General features: G+C 67.2%; 16 protein-coding genes. 2 read left to right on the top strand and 14 right to left on the bottom strand.

What is annotated here, in order from left to right:
- Positions 1-6 precede the first annotated feature (6 nt).
- From E1832_RS09525 to E1832_RS09470, 12 genes are all read right to left on the bottom strand, one after another.
- Entirely contained in the window at positions 7-1,194 is a 1,188-nt protein-coding gene (locus E1832_RS09525) for a M20 aminoacylase family protein (protein WP_133359515.1), read from the bottom strand.
- 17 nt (positions 1,195-1,211) lie between these two features.
- Positions 1,212-2,825 carry a dipeptide ABC transporter ATP-binding protein gene (locus tag E1832_RS09520; protein WP_133359514.1) on the bottom strand — a complete coding sequence of 538 codons (1,614 nt, stop codon included), beginning with the start codon at positions 2,823-2,825 and terminating at the stop codon, positions 1,212-1,214.
- Positions 2,825-3,664: an ABC transporter permease gene (locus tag E1832_RS09515; protein ID WP_133359513.1), complete on the bottom strand. Its 840-nt coding sequence runs from the start codon at positions 3,662-3,664 to the stop codon at positions 2,825-2,827. Before E1832_RS09515 ends, E1832_RS09520 begins: the two co-directional genes overlap by 1 nt.
- 10 nt (positions 3,665-3,674) lie before the next feature.
- A complete protein-coding gene (locus tag E1832_RS09510) occupies positions 3,675-4,643 on the bottom strand; it encodes an ABC transporter permease (protein ID WP_206021033.1) in 969 nt (322 codons plus the stop codon).
- A 62-nt stretch (positions 4,644-4,705) separates the two neighbouring features.
- The gene (locus E1832_RS09505) at positions 4,706-6,256 is read right to left on the bottom strand and encodes an ABC transporter substrate-binding protein (protein WP_133359512.1); all 1,551 of its coding nucleotides are present in this window, start codon (positions 6,254-6,256) and stop codon (positions 4,706-4,708) included.
- 65 nt (positions 6,257-6,321) lie between these two features.
- Positions 6,322-8,520 carry a N,N-dimethylformamidase beta subunit family domain-containing protein gene (locus E1832_RS09500; protein WP_133359511.1) on the bottom strand — a complete coding sequence of 733 codons (2,199 nt, stop codon included), beginning with the start codon at positions 8,518-8,520 and terminating at the stop codon, positions 6,322-6,324.
- A 7-nt stretch (positions 8,521-8,527) separates the two neighbouring features.
- A complete protein-coding gene (locus E1832_RS09495; RefSeq protein WP_133359510.1) occupies positions 8,528-9,154 on the bottom strand; it encodes a DJ-1/PfpI family protein in 627 nt (208 codons plus the stop codon).
- Positions 9,151-9,660 (bottom strand): MaoC/PaaZ C-terminal domain-containing protein, encoded by a 510-nt coding sequence (locus E1832_RS09490; RefSeq protein ID WP_165978848.1) that lies wholly within the window; start codon positions 9,658-9,660, stop codon positions 9,151-9,153. Before E1832_RS09490 ends, E1832_RS09495 begins: the two co-directional genes overlap by 4 nt.
- A gap of 10 nt (positions 9,661-9,670) precedes the next feature.
- Entirely contained in the window at positions 9,671-10,960 is a 1,290-nt protein-coding gene (locus E1832_RS09485) for a TRAP transporter large permease (protein ID WP_133359508.1), read from the bottom strand.
- Positions 10,957-11,580, bottom strand: coding sequence for a TRAP transporter small permease subunit (locus E1832_RS09480; protein WP_133359507.1), 624 nt, complete (start codon positions 11,578-11,580; stop codon positions 10,957-10,959). The genes E1832_RS09485 and E1832_RS09480 overlap by 4 nt, the downstream gene beginning before the upstream one ends.
- A 42-nt stretch (positions 11,581-11,622) precedes the next feature.
- Positions 11,623-12,666 carry a TRAP transporter substrate-binding protein gene (locus E1832_RS09475; RefSeq protein ID WP_133359506.1) on the bottom strand — a complete coding sequence of 348 codons (1,044 nt, stop codon included), beginning with the start codon at positions 12,664-12,666 and terminating at the stop codon, positions 11,623-11,625.
- Positions 12,667-12,736: 70 nt separating this feature from the next.
- Positions 12,737-13,396 (bottom strand): TetR/AcrR family transcriptional regulator, encoded by a 660-nt coding sequence (locus E1832_RS09470; RefSeq protein WP_133359505.1) that lies wholly within the window; start codon positions 13,394-13,396, stop codon positions 12,737-12,739.
- A 164-nt stretch (positions 13,397-13,560) separates the two neighbouring features.
- Here E1832_RS09470 and E1832_RS09465 point away from each other — a divergent pair, with 164 nt between their 5' ends.
- Positions 13,561-15,186, top strand: coding sequence for a class I adenylate-forming enzyme family protein (locus E1832_RS09465; RefSeq protein ID WP_165978847.1), 1,626 nt, complete (start codon positions 13,561-13,563; stop codon positions 15,184-15,186).
- A gap of 49 nt (positions 15,187-15,235) precedes the next feature.
- Here E1832_RS09465 and E1832_RS09460 read toward each other — a convergent pair whose 3' ends face one another.
- Both E1832_RS09460 and E1832_RS09455 read right to left on the bottom strand, forming a co-directional pair.
- Positions 15,236-16,387 (bottom strand): amidohydrolase, encoded by a 1,152-nt coding sequence (locus tag E1832_RS09460; protein ID WP_133359503.1) that lies wholly within the window; start codon positions 16,385-16,387, stop codon positions 15,236-15,238.
- Between the two features lie 102 nt (positions 16,388-16,489).
- Positions 16,490-17,296 carry an alpha/beta fold hydrolase gene (locus E1832_RS09455; protein ID WP_133359502.1) on the bottom strand — a complete coding sequence of 269 codons (807 nt, stop codon included), beginning with the start codon at positions 17,294-17,296 and terminating at the stop codon, positions 16,490-16,492.
- Here E1832_RS09455 and E1832_RS09450 point away from each other — a divergent pair.
- Positions 17,290-18,942: a class I adenylate-forming enzyme family protein gene (locus E1832_RS09450; protein WP_133359501.1), complete on the top strand. Its 1,653-nt coding sequence runs from the start codon at positions 17,290-17,292 to the stop codon at positions 18,940-18,942. The genes E1832_RS09455 and E1832_RS09450 overlap by 7 nt on opposite strands.
- Positions 18,943-18,957 lie beyond the last annotated feature (15 nt).

Below are 18,957 nucleotides of genomic sequence, written 5' to 3'. Positions count from 1 at the left end.
AGCCGGTCAGAGCGGCAGAACGCGCGCGGCCAGCTCGCTCCAATAGGCGATTCCGGGCGCGATGGCGCCGTCGTCGAAATCATAGCCCGGATTGTGCAGCGCGGCGGACCCGCCATTGCCGATCAGCACATAGGCGCCCGGCACCTGGCGCAGGACAAAGGCGAAATCCTCCGATCCCATGACCGGGGGCAGATCGTCGCTGACCCTGTCCCCGCCCACCGCCGCGCGCATCGCCACCAACGCGATCTCGGTCTCAGCGGGATGGTTGACCGTCGGCGGATAGGGGGTGAGCGGCGGACGCTTCACCTCGACCGCGACGCCAAAGGCCTCGCCGGTCTTTTCGCAGATCCGCCACAGCTCCTCCTCGATCACCCTGCCCACGTCTTCGGAAAAACAGCGGAACCCGCATTTCATCTCGACCGTGTCCGGGATCACGTTGAAGGCATCGCCGCCGTTGATCGCGGTGATCGAGACCACCGCCTTTTCGAAAGGATCGACGACGCGGCTGACGATGGTCTGCACCGCGGTGATGATATGGCCCGCGGCGACGATCGGATCGCGCGCGGTATTGGGCGCAGCGGCGTGCCCGCCCTTGCCCCGCACGGTGATGAACACCCCGTCGGCCGAGGCCATCGCCGCGCCGCGCATGACGCCGAATTCCCCCACCGGCATCCCCGGCCAGTTGTGCAGCGCATAGGCGCCCTTGACCGGAAACCGCTCCAGCATGCCGTCGTCGATCATCGCCTGGGCGCCGGCCTGCCCCTCTTCGGCGGGCTGGAAGCAGAACACCAGCGTGCCGTCGAAGGCGCGGGTCTGCGCCAGCAGCCGGGCGGCGCCCAGCAGGATCGCGGTGTGCCCGTCATGGCCGCAGGCGTGCATCCGCCCCGGCGCCTCCGAGGCATGGGCCACGCCGCTGGCCTCTTCGATCGGCAACGCGTCCATGTCGGCGCGGAACAACACGCGCCGCTCAGGTGTCGCGGCGGCGCCGTTGGCGCCGTGCAGAAGGCCCAGAACCCCTGTCCGGCCGACGCCCTCGATCACCTCGTCAAATCCGAACTCCCGCAACCGCGCGGCGACGATACCGGCGGTGCGCGGCAGCTCGTACATCAGTTCGGGGTGCCGGTGAAAATCCCGCCGCCAGTCGATCGCATCGGGAAGGATCGACGCAATCGCGGGTCTTGGTGCTACATTCATTTCCTGCATTTCCTCGGTTAAATTGCACAACGCCCGGCGCCGCGGGCGGCCGCCGCGCCCCCCGCCGGGAACCAGTCCTGGCCGGGAATCGCCGCCAGCAGCTCCTCGACGTAGGGATGGCGTCCGGCCGCGAGTACCGCCTCGGGCGTGCCGCGGGCCACGACGCCGCCGTGACGCATGACCACCACGTGATCGCAGATCTCGGCGGCGACCCGCAGATCGTGGGTGATGAACAGGATCGCCAGATCCCGCGCCTCCTTCAGATCCTGGAACAGCGCCAGCATCTGTTTCTGCACCGAGACATCGAGCGCCGAGAGCGCCTCGTCGGCGATCAGCACCTCGGGGTTTGCCGCCAGCGCGCGGGCGATGCAGACCCGCTGGCGCTGACCGCCGGACAGCTCATGCGGAAACCGGTCGATCAGCCTGCGGTCCAGCCTCACGTCGTCGAGCAGCGCCAGCGCCCGCGCGCGCAGATCGGGGCGGGCGCAGCCGTTCACCTTCAGCACGTCGGCCAGCGTGCGCCCGATCATGTGGCGCGGGTTCAGCGCCGCGGTGGGATCCTGGAACACCATCTGCATCCTGTGGCGTCTGAGGCGTTTCTGCGCCGCCGGCAGCGCGGTGATGTCGGTGCCGTCCATCACGATCCCGCCGTGGTCCGGCTCCTCCAGTCCGATCAGGCATTTGGCCAGGGTCGACTTGCCCGACCCGCTTTCGCCGACGATGCCCAGCGTCTCGCCTGCCAGCAGATCCATCGATACCTCGTCCAGCGCGGTGGCGCCCCCCTTGAACACCTTTCCCAGTGCCCGCGCCGATACCAGCGCCGGCGTCGAAAGCCCCCCCGCGCGCGGGTTCCAGGCGGGCACCGCGTCGATCAGCGTCCGGGTATAGGCCGCGCGCGGAGCGCGCAGGATCTCGTCCAGCGGCCCCTGCTCGACGATCTTGCCATGGCGCAGCACCACCACCCGATCGGCGATCTCGGCCACCACGCCGAAATCATGGGTGATGAACAGAACGCCGGTGCCAAAGGCCCGCTGCAACTCGGCAATCAATTGCAGGATCTGCGCCTGGGTGGTGACATCGAGCGCGGTGGTCGGCTCGTCCGCGATCAGCAGATCGGGGTTCAGCGCCATCGCCATCGAGATCATCACCCGCTGCCGCTGCCCGCCGGACAGCTCGAACGGAAAGGCGTCGAGGATGCGGCGCGGGGTCGGCAGATGCGCAAGCTCCAGCAGCTCCAGCATTCGCGCCTCGCGCCCGCCCTCGGGCTCCACCCCGTGGGCCGAGAACACCTCGTCGAACTGGGTGCGGATCCGCCGCACCGGGTTCAGCGCCGACATCGGATCCTGGAAGATCATGCTGATCCGCCGGCCGCGCAGCTCGCGCAGCGCCCGATGGCCGCACAGGCGCAGATCGGCGCCATGAAACCGGATTTGCCCGCGGCTCACCGCCAGCAACGATCCCGGCAGCAGGTCCATGATCGCATTGGCGATCATGGATTTGCCCGATCCGCTCTCTCCCACCAGGCAGACGGTCTGCCCCGGCGTAACCGAAAGCGAGATGTCCTCGACGATCCGCGATCCGCCCCGCAGATCGACGCAAAGATCCCTGACGTCAAGAATTGGGTCCGTCATCATTCGGTCTCCTTGCGCTCGAAATGGGGATCCTGGCTGTCGCCGATCGCATCACCCAGAATGCTGATCGACACGATGGTGAGCATGATCGAGAAACCCGGAAGAAAGGTCAGCCACCAGCTGCGCGCCATCACCCCGCGCCCGGCGCTGATCAGATAGCCCCAGCTGACCACCTGCGGATCGCCGAGGCCGACGAAGGACAGCGCGCTTTCGAACAGGATCGCCATCGAGATCATCAGCGCCGCCATCACGATCAGCGGTGACAGCACGTTGGGCAGGATCTGCGACCAGGCCACGCGCAGGTTCGACTGCCCTGACAACAGCGCCGCCTGCACGAATTCGCGCCGACGCATCGACAGGAACTCGGCCCGCGCCAGCCGGGCGACCGGCGGCCAGCTGACCACCGCGATCGCCGCCATGATGGACAGCAGCGAGGGCGAATAGATCGCCACCAGCAGGATCGCCAGCGCAAAGCTGGGGACGGTCTGGAACATCTCGGTGCTGCGCATCAGCAGGCTGTCGACGCGGCCGCCGAAAAACCCGGCGATACCGCCGATGGCGGTGCCGAACAGGACCGCCGCGCAGGTCGAGACCAAGCCGATCTCCAGCGAGGTGCGCGCGCCGTAGATCAGCGCGACCGCCAGATCGCGCCCCAGCGCATCGGTGCCCAGCGGATGGCCCATATCGGTAAAGGGCGCGATGAACGGGCGGGCCACCATCCGCCACGGCCCGCCCGGAAAGATCAGCGGCGCCAGCACGCCGGCGAGGACAACCGCCCCCAGCAGGATCAGGGCGAGGATCGCGTCAGGCCGCGACAACAGGGATTTCCAGATCGGCATGGCGGGTTCCTCAGGCGGCGCGGGTGCGCGGATCGACGAAGCGGTAGAGCAGATCGACCACAAGGTTGGACAGGATCACGATCATCGAGGTGACAAGGAAAACGCCGATCACCACGTTGTAATCGCGCGCGCCCAGCGCCTCGTACATCAGCCGCCCGATGCCGGGCCAGGCGAAGACCGTCTCGGTCAGGATGGTGCCGGCCACCAGCTGGCCGGCCTGTACGCCCGCCATCGTCGTGATCGGCAGCAGCGACGTGCGCAGAACGTGGCGCAGCCATATCCACACCGGCGCCATCCCCCTGGCATGGGCCGCCTTGACGAACAGCGCGTTGGCCGTCTCGATCATCGAGGCGCGCACCAGCCGGGCATAGATCGCCATCGAGAACAGCGCCGAGGCGGTTGCCGGCAGCACCAGATGGTGCAGATAATCGGCCAGCGCGCGCATCCCGGTATAGCCGGCGCCGATGGTCTGGGTCCCATGAGAGGGAAACCAGCCGAGCTTGCCCGAGAACAGCAGGATCGCCATCAGCGCGACCCAGTAATAGGGCGAGGAAAAGAACAGCACCGAGCCGATCGAGATCAGCCGGTCGATCAGGCGGCCGCGATGGATCGCGGCGAGGAATCCGGCGGCTGTGCCCATCACAAGGGCCAGGAGAAAGGCCGCACCGGCCAGCGCCAGCGTATTGGGCAGCCGTTCGGCGATCATGTCGAACACCGGCCGCCCCTCGCGGTAGGATTGCCCCAGATCCAGCGCCGCGAGATCGCGCAGGTAATAGCCCAGCTGCACCGGCAACGGCCTGTCCAGACCCATCTGCGCCCGCAGATGCGCGATAAAGGCCGGATCGCCCGAGCCGGCTTCGCCGGCCATGAAGGCGGCCGGATCGCCGGGGGCGGCGCGCACCAGAAGAAAGGCTCCGGTCACGACGAAAAGGATCACCACCAGACGTTTGGCGGTTTCGGAAACGACGGTCTTCAACACCAATTTCTCTCCGGGGTTGGTGGGCGGGCCGGCATGTTCGCGCCGGCCCGCCAGGGCCTCGATTACTGCTCGACCCAAACGTTGGCGAAGCTGTCGCTCAGCCCCAATGCGGTGGTGACCAGGTTCCTGACCCGCGACCGGTAGAGCGTCGGGAACTGCAGCTCGGCGGTCCAGACCTGCACCGCGTCATCGGCGATGATCTGCTGCGCCTTTGCATAGAGCGCGGCACGCTCGGCCGGATCATTCACCGCGTCCGCCTGCGTCAGCAGCGCGTCCAGTTCGGGGTTCACATAGCGGCCGACGTTGTTCCAGGGCGAGCCGGGCACATCGTTGAACGAATAGAAGTTGCGGGTCACACCGACCGAGGGATCGCCGTATTGATAGAGATAGATGTTGCCCAGATCATAGCTGCGCTCGGCCAGCTTTTTCAGGTAGCCGCCGACATCGTTGTTATCGAGCTCGACATTGATGCCGACCTCTTTCCAGGCCTGAACCTCGTATTCGGCCAGACGCGCCCAGGCCGAGCCGACGGGCGCGGTCGACAGTTTCAGCACCGCGCCGTCGTAGCCCGAGGCGGCGACCAGATCGCGCGCCTTTTCCGGATCGAACGCATAGGCGTTGACGCCGGCATCAAAGAACTTGGTGCGCGAGTCGAAGGCGCCGCGCGGCGGGGTCGCCAGCCCGTTGAACACCACGTCGCGGATGAAATCCTTGTCGAGCGCATAGTTCAGCGCCTGGCGCAGCTCGACCCGGTCGAGCGGGGCCTTTTGCGTGTTGACCCACATGAAGCCGTGCGGCGCCAGCATTTCCCAGCCGTGGTTGGTGCGTTCCACCCCGTCCATCGCGGACAGCCGCGCCACGTCGAACCCTTCCAGGTTCGAGGCCGAGGCGACATCGACGCTGCCTTCCTCAAAGGCGACGGCGACGCCCTGGGCATCGGGGATGGTCACGAAGTAAAGGTCGTCGAGATAGGGCCGGCTGCCGTCGCGGTAGTCCTCGAACCGGACCAGATGGATGTAGCTGCCCTTTTCCCAGTCGGCGACTTTGAACGCGCCGGTGCCGATCGGCGTGGCGTTGGCCGGGTTCTCGCGGAAATTGCCGGCGGCGTAGAGATGCGCGGGAATGATCGGCAGGTTGCCGTAATTCATCATGTAGATGAACGAGGGGATGCTCTCCTTCAGGATGAACCGCACCTGATGCTCGGTGACCGCCTCGACCCCGTCGATCTTGGCCGAGATCAGTTTCAGCCGGTCGTTCTCGACCGAGAAGACCTGATAGGAGGTCACCACGTCGGCGGCGGTAAAGGGGGTGCCGTCATGCCATTTGGCATCCTCGGCAAGGTTGAAGGTCCAGACCAGCCCGTCCTCGGAGGTCTCCCAGGAGGTCGCCAGCCAGGGCAGCGGGTTCAGGTCGGTGTCATAGGTGACCAGCGCCTCGTAGATCTTGCTCGACACGATGCTGGCCGAGCCCAGGCCGGACAGCCCCGCCACCACCGTCGGCGGTTCGGGGAACAACGCGACCTTCAGGCTGCCGCCCCTCTCCTGGGCACTTATTGGCGCGGCCATCGCCACGGTCGCCGCGAAAACCGCGCAGATCACTGTCCTCAATCGCATATTACATACCTCCTGTGTTGGGTTCGCCGCAGCCGTTCTGGCCACCGGCTGGTTGCCTTGGGACTTCAGGTTTCGGCGGCCCGGAACGGGGCCGGATCGAGGAACCGCCGGATGACGTTCCCGGTCATCCGCGCGACGTCGTTTCGCCCGTCGCTGGCGCCGCCATCCAGCAGCGCCCCGACCCAGGCCATCGAGCCGACCGAAAAGACCGCGCCGGACGCCCCGGCAAGGCGGATCGCCACGTCGGCGCGCGCCTTGGGATCGTCGAAGGGCAGCACGTAGGACAGCATCTCTTCCTTGGTGCGCAGCATCGAGGGCGGGTGGCCGGTGCTTCTGGCCAGAACATGAACCCCGGCATCGGGGGCGATCCGCGGATCGGCCCGGTCGATCTCTTGCCCGGCGGCGCCGTTGCCGAGCCAGCCATGGCGGCCAAACTCGTCGCCGATCCCTTCGAGCGCGAAGGCCCCCGGCCCGGACCGCGCATCCGGCGAGACCCGGAAATACCCGCTGGCATCAAAGCCCTGCGCGGCGAATCCGACGCCGGCCAGCCGGTTCGGCGGCCGCCCCAGCCGGCGCCACAGCCCGCCATAGAGCCCGTCCATCTGGTGATGCCCTTCGCCCGGCTCGGCGATCCAGGCGCGGGTGCCGTCCTCGGTGCGGCGCACCTCGATCTGTCCGGGCACGGTCTCGGACACGCTGACGCGCCAATAGAAACCGTTTCCGCCCAGATACATCAAACGCCCGCCCCCGTCGCAAAAGGCGTCGAGCGCATCCAGCATCCCGGTCGAGTAGTATTCGGGGTGGTTGCCGGTGATCACCAGCCGGTGCCCGGTCAGCGCATCCAGCCCGTCGCGGTGCAGATCCTCGTCGGTCAGCACGTCGATCTGACCAAAGTTCTGGCGCAGCCAGGTCAGCAGCCAGGTATCGGGGACGATCCCCCAGGGCTGGCTGCCAAAGCGCATCGAGGTCACCGGCCGCAACCGCGAGGACAGCATCACCGGCGCGCCGTCGTCGTGGCGGTCGTAATGCGAACGGCCAAACCCCGGGTGGCCGTCGACCGGCGTCTCGTCGCGATAGCAGGCGATGCCGTGGTCCGGCCCGCGCATCTCCGGCGGGGCGTTGCCGTAGGACAGATAGGTGAAGGTGGGCAGCAGCAAGGCGATCGGCGCCCGTTCGGCGGGCCGCGCCCGCACCACGAAGGGCACCACATCGACGCCCTTGTCGGTCTTCAGCTCCGCCCCATAAAGGCCGGAGGGGCAATCGTCCGGGATCTCCAGCGCAATGGCATCCGGCCAGCCGCAATCGGACAGGTCGTCGGCATGGAAATGCACCGCGTTGTAGTGTCCGGGCCGCTGCCGCCAGTCAAAGGCGCTGCCGTCCCAGAACGGGCCGGTGACCGCGCGCGAGGGGGTGTTGAACAGCGTGGCGTCGCAGCGGGCGGGGCCGGCATCGGCGACCCGGACGCTTTCGGGCGCGTGCGAGAAATCCCAGCGCGACAGGATCGCACCGGCGCCATGGGCGCGGGTCAGATGGCGCCAGCCCTGCGACCCGCTGGCCAGCGCCGTGGCGATCTCACCGGCCGGAGCCGTGGCGAGCAGCGGCTCGGCAAAGCGCGCATCTGCCACCCGGGACGGCACGCCCGCCGCGACCACGGCGGCCAGCGTCAGCGTCTCGGCCGTCTCCAAACCCTCCAGCGCGCCATCGGCGCGGGACACATCCGCCGCCCCGAACAGCGGCGCAACCGCCAGCTCGAGACCGCCGCCGGCCGCGGCCAGCGCCGCGCCGATGGCCACCCACCTGCCCCGTTCGAGCGGCCGGGCACTGCGCAGCAGCGGCGCGCCGGAGGCATCGGCGAGGACCACATGACCCTCGCCGTCAAGCATGAGTCCCCCCAGAGGCCGCCCCGCCACGCCGCAGAACTGGACCAGCGCCTGCGGCCGCGGGCGCCTGGCCGTGGGCATCAGCAACAGACCGACGGCGCGCGCCTCGGCCCTGCGGAACGCCTCGGGCACAGGGGCCTGCGCCCAGGATCCCAGCGGTACCGGCAAAAGCCGCCCGGCAAGGACGCGATCCTCGAACCCCTCCACAGCCTCCAGCGTCACGTCCGGCCCGGTCCCGTCAGACCAGCCGGCAGCCGCAACATGGCGGACGCCGACCCGGACCTGATCCGCGGTGGTGGACGCCTTCAGGTGCAGCGTTTCGCCCGGCTGGACCGACATCGGGTCGGTATAGCCGACGACATCCTTGAAATGCGTATTGCTCATGGCGATCTCACAACCTCTTCATGTAGGCGGGCATGTCCGGCGCCTGATGCGCCCGGCCATAGACCTGCCGCGCCGGGTAATATTCCGCGTTGTGCTGAACCGAGGCGGCGGCCTCGGCGCCGGCGGTCTCGGCGATGAAATGCAGCATCAGGTCGATGCCGGCAGAGACCCCGCCGCTGGACCAGATGTTGCCGTCACGCACGAAACGCTCTTCGACCACCTCGACGCCGGCCTGCCGCAACTGTCCCAGAACCTTCCAGTGCGTGGTGGCGCGCCGCCCGCCCAGCAGCCCGGCTGCAAGCAGGATGAAGCTGCCGGAACAGACCGACAGCACGTTGCGCCCCCCGGCGGCGGCGGCACGCACGAAGTCGAGAAGGGTCTGGTTCTGCGCCTCGTCAAAGGCCGCGAACCCGCCAGGCACAACCAGCGCATCCAGCGCCGGGCAGCTCTCGAAATCCTCCTCGGCGGTGATCTCCAGCCCCTTGGCGCAGCGCACCGGACCCTTCTGCTGCGCGACCACCAGGCATTCGGGCCCGGCGGCATAGTCGCGCCACATCGTGGCCATTTCCCATGGCCCGACGAGGTCGAGCTCCTCGACCCCTGAAAACGCCAGGAATCCGATCCGCGTCCTCATGTCGAGCTGCCGGCCATCTGCGGCCGGCGCTCCTGCTCTGCGCCGTTCACGACCATGAACAGCCAGTCGGCGACCACCGCCGGCTTCTCCTGCCCCTGGATCTCGACGGTCATTCCGATGGTGACTAGAAAGCGGTCCGGGCCGCGGTCTTCGATCTTGCTCAGCTTGGCGACACCGCGGATCGGCGTATCGACGGCGACCGGCGCCATCAGCCGGACCCGGTCGAACCCGTAGTTGAGCTTGTAGGCCTCCTGCGATCCCCGGTCGAGAATCTCGTTGATCATCGCGGTCAGCATGGAAAGGGTCTGGAACCCGTAGACGATGGTCACGCCGAACGGGCTGTGCTGCCTAGCCCACGCGGGGTCCATATGCATGGCGTCCTCGTCGCGGGTGAGACGGCCAAAGGTGTCGATATCCGCCTGGCTGATCGGATGCCAGCTCGACACGCCAATCTGCTGGCCGATGTGATGTTGCAGGGACTGGCGGTCGGAAAGGTCGATACTCACGGGTGTTCTCCTAGGAATCAAAGGCAAGGGACGGCAACCACAGAGCGAGGTCCGGGAAAGCCAGAAGGATCAGGATCATCAGGAAGATGACGACGACGAAGGGGATCGAGCCGAGGATCACGTCGCTGAGCTCGCCGCCCGGCCGCACGCCCTGGACGACATAGAGGTTCATGCCGATCGGCGGGGTGATCAACGCCGCCTCGAGAAGCAGCGTCAGAACCACGCCGAACCAGATCGGGTCGTAGCCCAGCGACACCACGATCGGCACGATGATCGGCACCGTCACCAGAAGGATCGAGAACCCTTCCATGAAACAGCCGAGCACCAGGTAGAAAAGCACGATCGCGATGATCAGCGCCGCCGGGCTGAGGTCGAGGCCGACCACCACGTCGACGATCTGGCGCGAGATGCCGAGAAAGGTCATCACGAAATTCAGCAGCAGCGCGGTCATGATGATCGCGGTGACCATGGCGGTTGTGCGCATGGTGCCCTCGATCGCCTCGGCCAGCATCGCAACGGTCAGCCTGCGATGCGTGGCCGCCAGGCCCAGCGCGCCGACCACGCCAAAGGCGGCGGCCTCGGTCGGGGTGGCGATGCCCACATAGATCGTGATCACCACCAGCGCGAAGATCAGCAGCGGCGGGAACAGGTCGGGCACCGCCCGGATGCGCCGGCCCCATGTGGTCTTGACCGGGGTGCCGCCCGCCTCGGGGCGGATCAGGCAGCCGCCGGCGATCAGCGCCATGAACATCACCGCCAGAACGATGCCGGGCAGCATCCCGGCCATGTAGAGCCGCGGGATCGAGGTTTCGGTGAGCGCGCCGTAGACGATCAGCGACACCGAGGGCGGGATCAGGATGCCCAGTGTGCCGCCCGCCGCGAGCGAGCCCAGGAACAGACGCGGGCTGTAGCCGTGCTTTTCGATCTCGGGGGCCGAGACGGTGCCGATGGTCGCCGCCGTCGCCACGCTGGACCCGGAGGAGGCCGCGAACAGAGCGCAGGCGCCGATATTGGCGTGCATGGTGCCGCCCGGCAGCCAGGACAGCCACTCGACCAGCGCGGCATACATCCGCTCGGCAATGCCGGCGCGCAGCAGGATCTCGCCCAGAAGGATGAAGAACGGGATGGCCACCAGCGTGTCGGAGGACATCGACTGCCAGGCGATCTCTCCGATCATCCGGTCCAGCGGCACCTCGGTGAAGAACCAGATCAGGGCATAGGCGAGGATGCCGAGCGAGGCGGCGACCGAGACCGACAGGGCCAGCGCGCCGAGCAACAGCAGGATCGTCGTCGGTATCATGACATATCTCCGGACAGGCGGGCATCGGACGGGGCGCCGGATGCGGGTGCGATGTGGGACAACTCCTGCGCCACCTCATCAGAGGGCGACAGCAGCGCGGCGGCGGCGGCGGCCCGGCCGCTGCGCCAAAGCGCCACAGCGCGCAGCGCCAGCGACAGCGAGGCCAGCACGCTGGCGACCAGACCGGCCGCCCAGGCCCCCTGCGGGATGGCAAGATAGCTGCGCAGCGGCGTGATCGAGCGGGCGCCCTCGGCATAGGATTGCAGCGCCAGCGCGCAGGCCCTGTAGGCGATCAGCGCAAAGACCAGCGTGAAGGCCGCCCAGGCCATCACATCCAGCAACAGCCGGACACGGACCCCGAACAGGTTGCGCAGGATGTCGATGCGGATGTTCGCGCGCTGCAGGATCGCGAAGGGAAACGCAAAGGTGGTGGTGACGGCAAAGACATAGGCTGTGATCTCATCGACGCCGCCAAAGGAATGGCTGAGAAACTTCCGCATCAGCGCCTCGACGGTGATGACGACCGACATCACGATCAGCGCGCCACCGCAGATCCAGACCAGGACTTGGGCCATGCGCACAATCGTGCCGTGCCCGCAAAGCAGGTTTCGGTTCATCATCACCGTGTTTCCCTGATGTGAGGTTGTGAGGGTCGGCGCGCCTTAGCGGCGCGCCTCGGCTCCGATCACCGCGCCGGCGGTTTCGTTCCAGCGCGCGGTACAGTCGTCACCGCAGCGATCGGCATAGCGTTTGAGCACGAAATCGGCGAGCAGTTGCTTGCGAACGGCGGCGTCGCCCTCGCCCGCGCGCACCAGCGTCATGTCGGCCGGCGCGCCATAGCGGCATTCGGTCCCCTCCCCGGTAAGGCAGGCGACGCCCTGCTCTTCGGAGTCGGCCAGCGCCGCCCAGGCCTTGTCGACAAAGGTATCGACCTCGGTCTCGATCAGTGCCCGGGTATCCGCGTCCAGCGCCTCCCAGCGGGCCTTGTTCATGGCCAGAAAGGCGATGCCGGCGGACACCGGCGTCTCATAGACGTATTTCACAACATCCTGCCATTTCGCCGTATACATGCTGATGCCGCTGGACACGCCGCAGTCGATCACGCCGCGCTGAAGCGCCGGAACCACATCGCCCAGCGGGATCGTGACGCTGACGCCGCCAAGCCCCTCGGCCATGTCGCCCAGCGTAGTCGAATAGACCCGGATCTTGCGCCCCTTGAGATCATCCAATCCGGCAAAGGCGTCGCGGCAGACCAGGATCTGCGCCGGGAACGGATAGCTTCCCAGTAGCTTGACGCCGTGGATCGTGTCAAAAGCCTCGGCGACCACCGGCTCATAGGCCGCGACAAGCTTGCGGTTCTCCGCAGTCGAACCCGAAACCAGGGCCAGGTCGATGCCCTCGAACACCGGGTTGCCCGAGGCGATATAGGTATAGGCCCCGAAGCCGGCGTCATAGACCCCGGTCTGAAGCAGCTTGATCGTCTCGAACCCCTTTAGGCCGAGATCGGTCATCGCCTGAATGTCGGCGGTGATCTTCCCGCCGGAGGCCTCGGGCAAGGCGGTGCGCCACAACGGGGCCTCATGCTCGGGGAACATCGCCCCCGTGCCCCAGGTCCCGACGACCTTGAAATGTTCATCTGCCGACGCGGCCGATGCGATGCCTGCGGCCAGACAAACCGCACCAATGGCGGACCTGACTCGTTTCATGGTGAACCTCCCCTGTGTCACTCCACGTGAGGCTCAGCATTAATTTGTTTTACAAGTTTGTCAATATTTATCAGACGGGGCCGGGCGGCACCTCTTCGCCGACCTCTACCAGCTTGCTGACCGACCGCACCGCCTGCGCCGCCATGGCGCTGGCAACCGACTCGGCGTCCATCTGCCCGTCCGGGCGGAACCAGAACACCGCGTAGGACAGAATCCCGAGCACCCCAAAGGCCGACATCGTCGGCGAGCCGGCGGCGAACTCCCCGGTCTTCTGGCCCGCCGCGATGACATCGCGGTACAGGCCGACGATCCGGCGCTGCAGCCGCAGGATGTCGTCGCGCTGCTCGTCCGACAGCTTGGCGGCATTGCGCAGCGGCCCGTAGAGAAAGGCATTCACGAACGGCACATATATTCGCCCGTCCAGTTCATGAAAAACCTGTGCCTTTGCAAGGGTATACAACTGCAACCCAGGATGCGCGGGCAGCGATTCAATGGCCCTTTCCATCGCCGCGATCTCATCCTGGATCGCCTTGCTCACCGCCTCGTAGACAAGCTGCTCCTTGGACGCGAAGTAATGATAGAGCGCCGGATGCGTGAGCCCGAGACTGGTCGCGATTTCCTTGATGCCGGTCGATTCCAGCCCGCGCTCCGAGAACACGCGCAACGCCTCGACCAGGATCGACTCCCGGCGCTTCGAATATCGCTTCGACTGCTTGGCTTCCGCCGCCATAACTCTACTCCTTACCCGTTTCGGTCTTCTCTCCGTTATCCGGCCCCGAACCGTGAATGACAACCGGCACACCAAGGCACAGCGGAGAGGCCCAGTATTGACATATCTGTCACTTTATGGCGAATTCAAAGATAACTTTTACACGCCTGTCGGGAAATCCGCTGATGTCGACCCATCCCCGCCCCACCCCGGACCGAATCGCCGGCGCGCTCGAACGCACGCGCCGGCTTGGTGACGGTTTTGTCCGCCAGTCGATCGGCGATGCCGTCACCGCGGCCTGCGCCCGTTTCGGCGACCGGATCGCCATCGAGGTCTTCGAGCGGGGCGAACGCGCCACCTATGCCGGGTTCGGGGCGCTGACCCATCGCTATGCCCATGCGCTTTCGGCGATGGACATCGGCAAGGGCGACCGCGTCGGCCTGATGCTGCCCAACCGGCTGGCCTATCCGGCCCTGTTCATCGCGCTGGCGCGGCTGGGCGCGGTGCATGTTCCGGTCAACACCCGCTATACCCCCGGCGAGATCGCCTATGTGCTGGAGGATTCCGGCGCCCGGCTGCTGCTGCACGATGCGGAGTATTCACAGGTGATCGCCGGCCTGCCGGACGACCTGCGCGCGCAGATCACCATCGCCGACGTGGCCGAGGGCGGCGGCGCCTTCGACCGGATCGCGGCGGACGCCCCGGACACCCCCCTGGACAGCACCGCCACCCCCGACGATCTGGCCAACATCCAGTACACCTCGGGCACCACCGGCTTTCCCAAGGGCTGCATGCTGACCCATGACTACTGGCTGGTTCTCGCCCGCGCCGCCATCGCCTGGGATGCGCAGCCCGCCCGCCGGATCCTCTCGGCGCAGCCCTATTTCTACATGGACCCGCAGTGGATCACGCTGAAGGCGCTGCTGACCGGCGCGACGCTGGTGATCGCGCCGGGGCTGTCGTCGTCGCGGTTCCTGGACTGGATTCTGGACCACCGGATCGAGTGGTGCATGTTCCCGCTTCTGATGACGCGCCAGCCGCCGCGCCCCGAGGAGGCGCAGACCGCGCTGAAACAGGTGGCCACATTCGGCTGGCCGCCCGAGACCTGCCGCGCGTTCCGCCGCCGGTTCGGCGTCACCGCGCGCGAGGCTTTCGGGATGACCGAGATCGGGCTTGGCACATGGATGCCGCCCGAACTGAATGACATGTACGATTCCGGCAGCGTCGGTTTCGCCGCGCCCTGCCGCGAAACGACGATCCGCGACGAGGCCGGGCAGCCGGTCAAACCCGGCGAAACCGGCGAACTCTGGGTGCGCGGACGCTCGATCTTCCAGGGGTACTGGAACCGCCCCGAGGCCAACGCCGAGGTGTTCCGCGACGGCGGCTGGTTCCGCACCGGCGACCTTTTCCGCGCCGACGAGGATGGGGCTCTCTACCTCGTCGGCCGGCTGAAGGACATGATCCGCCGCTCGCAGGAAAACATCGCGGCCCGCGAGGTCGAGGCGGCGGTCTGCGCCCTGCCCGGCATCGAGGACGCCGCCGCCGTGGCGGTGCCCGACCCGGTGCGCGGCGAAGAGGTCAAGATCTACGTCCAGCTCAAGAACAGTGTCGCCCGCGAAGCGGTGCCGGTCGAGGCGATCCTGGACCACGCCCGCCAACACCTGGCGAAATTCAAGGTGCCGCGCTACATCGCCTACGTCGACGACTTCCCGCGCACCGCGTCGAACAAGATCGAGAAAAAGACGCTGGTGGCGGGCGTCGAAGACCTGCGCCTCGGCGCCTTTGACGCCGAGGACGGGATCTGGCGCTGAGCGCCGCCGCCCGGCCGGCCCTGCGGCGCGGCGGGCAGCCCCCGTCCCGTTAGCCAAGAATGTCCCGCAGGGTGCGGTTGAACACCCGCGCGCCGATGCCGATCAGGTCGTCGGGGAAATCATAGTCGGGGTTGTGCAGGTGCGGGCGGTTCTCGCCGGATCCCAGCAGGAACAGCGCGATCCGGCTGCCGTCCTTGCCGAAGCCGCCGAAATCCTCCGATCCGCGCAACGGCAGGTCGCCGGTATCGAAGGGAATGGCCTCGGCCTCCAGCGCGCGGCGGACGTAGGCGACCGCCTCGGGATCGTTCGAGCAGTCGGCGAACACGTTGTCGTACTCGATCTCGACGCCAAGGCCGGTCTCGGCTGCCACCTCGGCCGCCAGCCGCTCGGCATCCAGGCACAGCGCCTCCATCCGGCTGTCGGTCAGGCTGCGCAGCGTCAGCCAGACCGCGCCGTTGCCCGGCGAAATGCCAAAGGCGGGTTCACCGATCCCGACGTGGGTGATCGTGGTCATCGCAAAATCCGGCGACGGCAGCATGCCGCCGTTCAGGGTGCCGAGCGCGGGCAGAAGTTTCAGCACCGCGGGCACCGGCGAGACCCCGGTTTCGGGCATCGAGGCGTGGGCGGTGCGCCCGGTCAGGATGATCCTCATGCCGCGCGAGGCGCAGGTGATCGGCCCTTCCGCCACCGCGACGTGCCCCAGCGGCATGCCCGGCATGTTGTGGTAGGCGAAGGCGTAGTCCGGCTTGATCGCGGCAAAGGCCGGGTCGGCCACGACCGCGGCGGCGCCCGCGCCGTTTTCCTCGGCGGGCTGGAACATCAGAACAGCGCGGCCGCGGCGCGGCCGTTTGCGGGACAGGCCGCGCGCCAGCGCCATCAGCGTCGCCATATGCCCGTCATGGCCGCACTGGTGGCCCCTGCCCGGCACCTGCGAGCGATAGGGCAGATCAGAGACCTCCTCGATGGCAAGCCCGTCCAGCTCGGCGCGGAACATCACCGTCGGGCCGGGCTCGGCGCCCTCGTAGACCGCCGCGAGACCATGCCCGCCCAGATCGCCGATCAGGCGGTCCGGGCCGGTCGCCGACAGCGCGCGCCTCACCTCGCGCGCGGTCTCGGCCTCTTCGCCCGAAAGCTCGGGCATCGCATGCAGCTTGCGCCGCCACGCGACCAGTTCGATCATGTCCTCATTGGTCAGAAACATCCGCCCACTATCCCCTTGCTGATGCTGTATCATCCTCATATCTGCCGCCGGCGCGATGCCGGGCGAACCGGGCGGGCGGGCACCGCGCCCGCCAGGCATCCGTCACGCTGCGGCGTCCCCGAGATGGGCGAGCAGCCGTTCGGCAAGCAGATCGGGCGCCTCCACATTGGGCTGATGACCGATGCCGTCGAACACCTCCAGCCGGCAGCCCTGTATGCCCTGCGCGATGGTCCGCGATTTCTCCGGCGGATTCGCCCCGTCGAGCGCGCCGCAGAAAATATAGGTCGGGCAGGCGACATGCGGCAGCATGTGGCGAATATCGACCCGGCGCAGAATCGGCGCCGAGGCGCGCGCCACCGCCGGTCCGTCATTGGCCACGATCAGCGCGCGTTCGCGCGCAAGACTCTCCGCACGCGCCGGATCGGTGCGGAACGGCTCGCCGTAGAGGATCGGCAACAGACCGTCGACCACGCTTTCGGGATCGCGCGCGAACCCTTGCAGCAAAAGGCTTTCGTATTTCACCACCTTTTCGATCGGTTCGGCCTCGGCCGAGGCCCCGCCGATGGCGAGCGAGCGGAACCGCTCCGGCATCTGCGCCGCAAGACGGATGCCGGCGACGCCGCCCACCGACATGCCCACCCAATGGAACCGGTCGATGCCCAGCGCATCGGCGACACCGATCACATCGCGGCACAGGTTGTCGACGTCATACCCGCCCAGCGGCTTGCCGCTGCGGCCCATGCCGCGCCAGTCGACCGTCACGCAGCGATAGCGCCCGGACAGCCGCGCGATCTGCCGCGCGTACATCTGGCCGCTGAAGAACAGCGCGTGGGTAAAGATCACCACGTCCTCCCCGGCCCCGAATTCCTCGACGAAAAGATCCGCGCCGTTCACAGTCATCAATGCCATCTGACCCTCCCGATTTCGTCCATATCATCACGGTTGAAGTTTTTTACATTTGTGTTAATTTTTTGCATGAAGTCAATGCGCCAATTCGGCGAACCCGGATAACAAAGGTCGAATCAATGCCCACGCCCGCTCCCTTTCCCGAAACGCTCGATGCCGTACTGGAGTATTTTTCGAATCGAACACCGCAGGCAGAGTTCGCGGTGGAAGGTCGTAATCGCCTTACTTTTAGTACCGCCAATCAATATGTTGACAGATATTCTGCCTGGATGGATCGGCATGGCGTCCGGCCCGGGGACCGCATCGCGCTGATCGCCGCGCCGGGGATTCCCTATGTCCTGACGCTGATGGCCGCCTCCCGCCTCGGCGCTATTTACGTGGGCGTAAATCCGCGCTATTCCCGTGACGAGATTTCCCATGTGATCGAGACCACGCAGCCGACCATCCTGCTCCATGCCCCGGCCCCCGGCGAAGGCGACCTGGCCACCCGCGCGGCCGATGCCGCCGGCGCCATTCCGGTGCACCAGGTGCCTTTGGCGGCGATTGCCGAAGGCCCCGCCACGCCGCGCCGGAGCCCGGCCACATCCAGGGACGTGGCGGTGATCGTCTTCACCTCCGGCTCTACCGGCAGGCCCAAGGGCGCCGCGCTGCATCACGGGGGGCTGATCGGCGCGTCGCACGGCCAGCACGACCACCTCGACGGCGAACCCCGGCGCTATCTTTCGAACCTGCCGATCAACCATGTCGGCGCGATCATGAACACGACGATGGGCTGCCTGATCGGCGGCGGCACCCTGATATTCCAGGCCAGGTTCAACCCCGCCGGCGTTCTGGACCTGATCGAACGCGAAAGGGTACAGACCTGGCTCCAGGTGCCCGCGATGTTCACCATGGCGGTGAACCATGCCGATTTCGACACCCGCGATCTGTCCTCGCTGCGGTCGATCTGCATCGGCGGCGGCGCGGTTTCGGCGCCCACCCTTGAGCGGTTGCGGTCAACCGGCGCCGAGATCTTCGTCGAGTACGGCCAGACCGAGGTGATGAGTTCGCTGTCCTATTCCGACCCGGGCGCGCCGGACGAGGTGCTGCTCAACAGTATCGGCCGGTTCGATCCCCGCTTCGAAACCCGCATCGCGGACCAGACCGGGCGCAGCTGCGGCACCGGCGAGATCGGCGAAATTCAGGCCCGCGGCGATTGCGTGCTGCGCGGCTACTGGGGGAACGAGCAGGCGACGCGCGACGCCTTCACCGTGGACGGCTGGCTGCGGACCGGCGATCTCGCCTGTCTGCGCCCCGACGGAAATGTCTCGATCAAGGGCCGCCTGCGCGAGATGATCAAATCCGGCGGTTACAACGTCTACCCGCGCGAGGTCGAGGCGACGATCGAGACCCACCCCGCGGTGGCCGAGGTGGTGGTCTTCGGGATTCCGGACGAGGTTTTCGGCGAGGCGGTGCATTGCGCCATCGAATGCCGGCCCGGCGCCACGGTAACCGGCGAGGCGCTCAAGGCGCATTGCGCGGCATCGCTGGCGAACTACAAGATTCCAAAGGTGTTTGCCGTCTCCGCCGCCCTGCCGCGCCTGGGTAACGGCAAGATTGACCGCGCCGCGATCCGGACGCGCGGCGCGACGACGGCGGGCGCGGCGTGACGGCGCCGGGCGGCG

The organism is Antarcticimicrobium luteum (assembly GCF_004358185.1).
GTDB classification, from domain to species: domain Bacteria; phylum Pseudomonadota; class Alphaproteobacteria; order Rhodobacterales; family Rhodobacteraceae; genus Antarcticimicrobium; species Antarcticimicrobium luteum.
The sequence above is the reverse complement of the archived record's forward strand: the minus strand, read 5'-3'. Positions and strand labels throughout refer to the sequence as shown.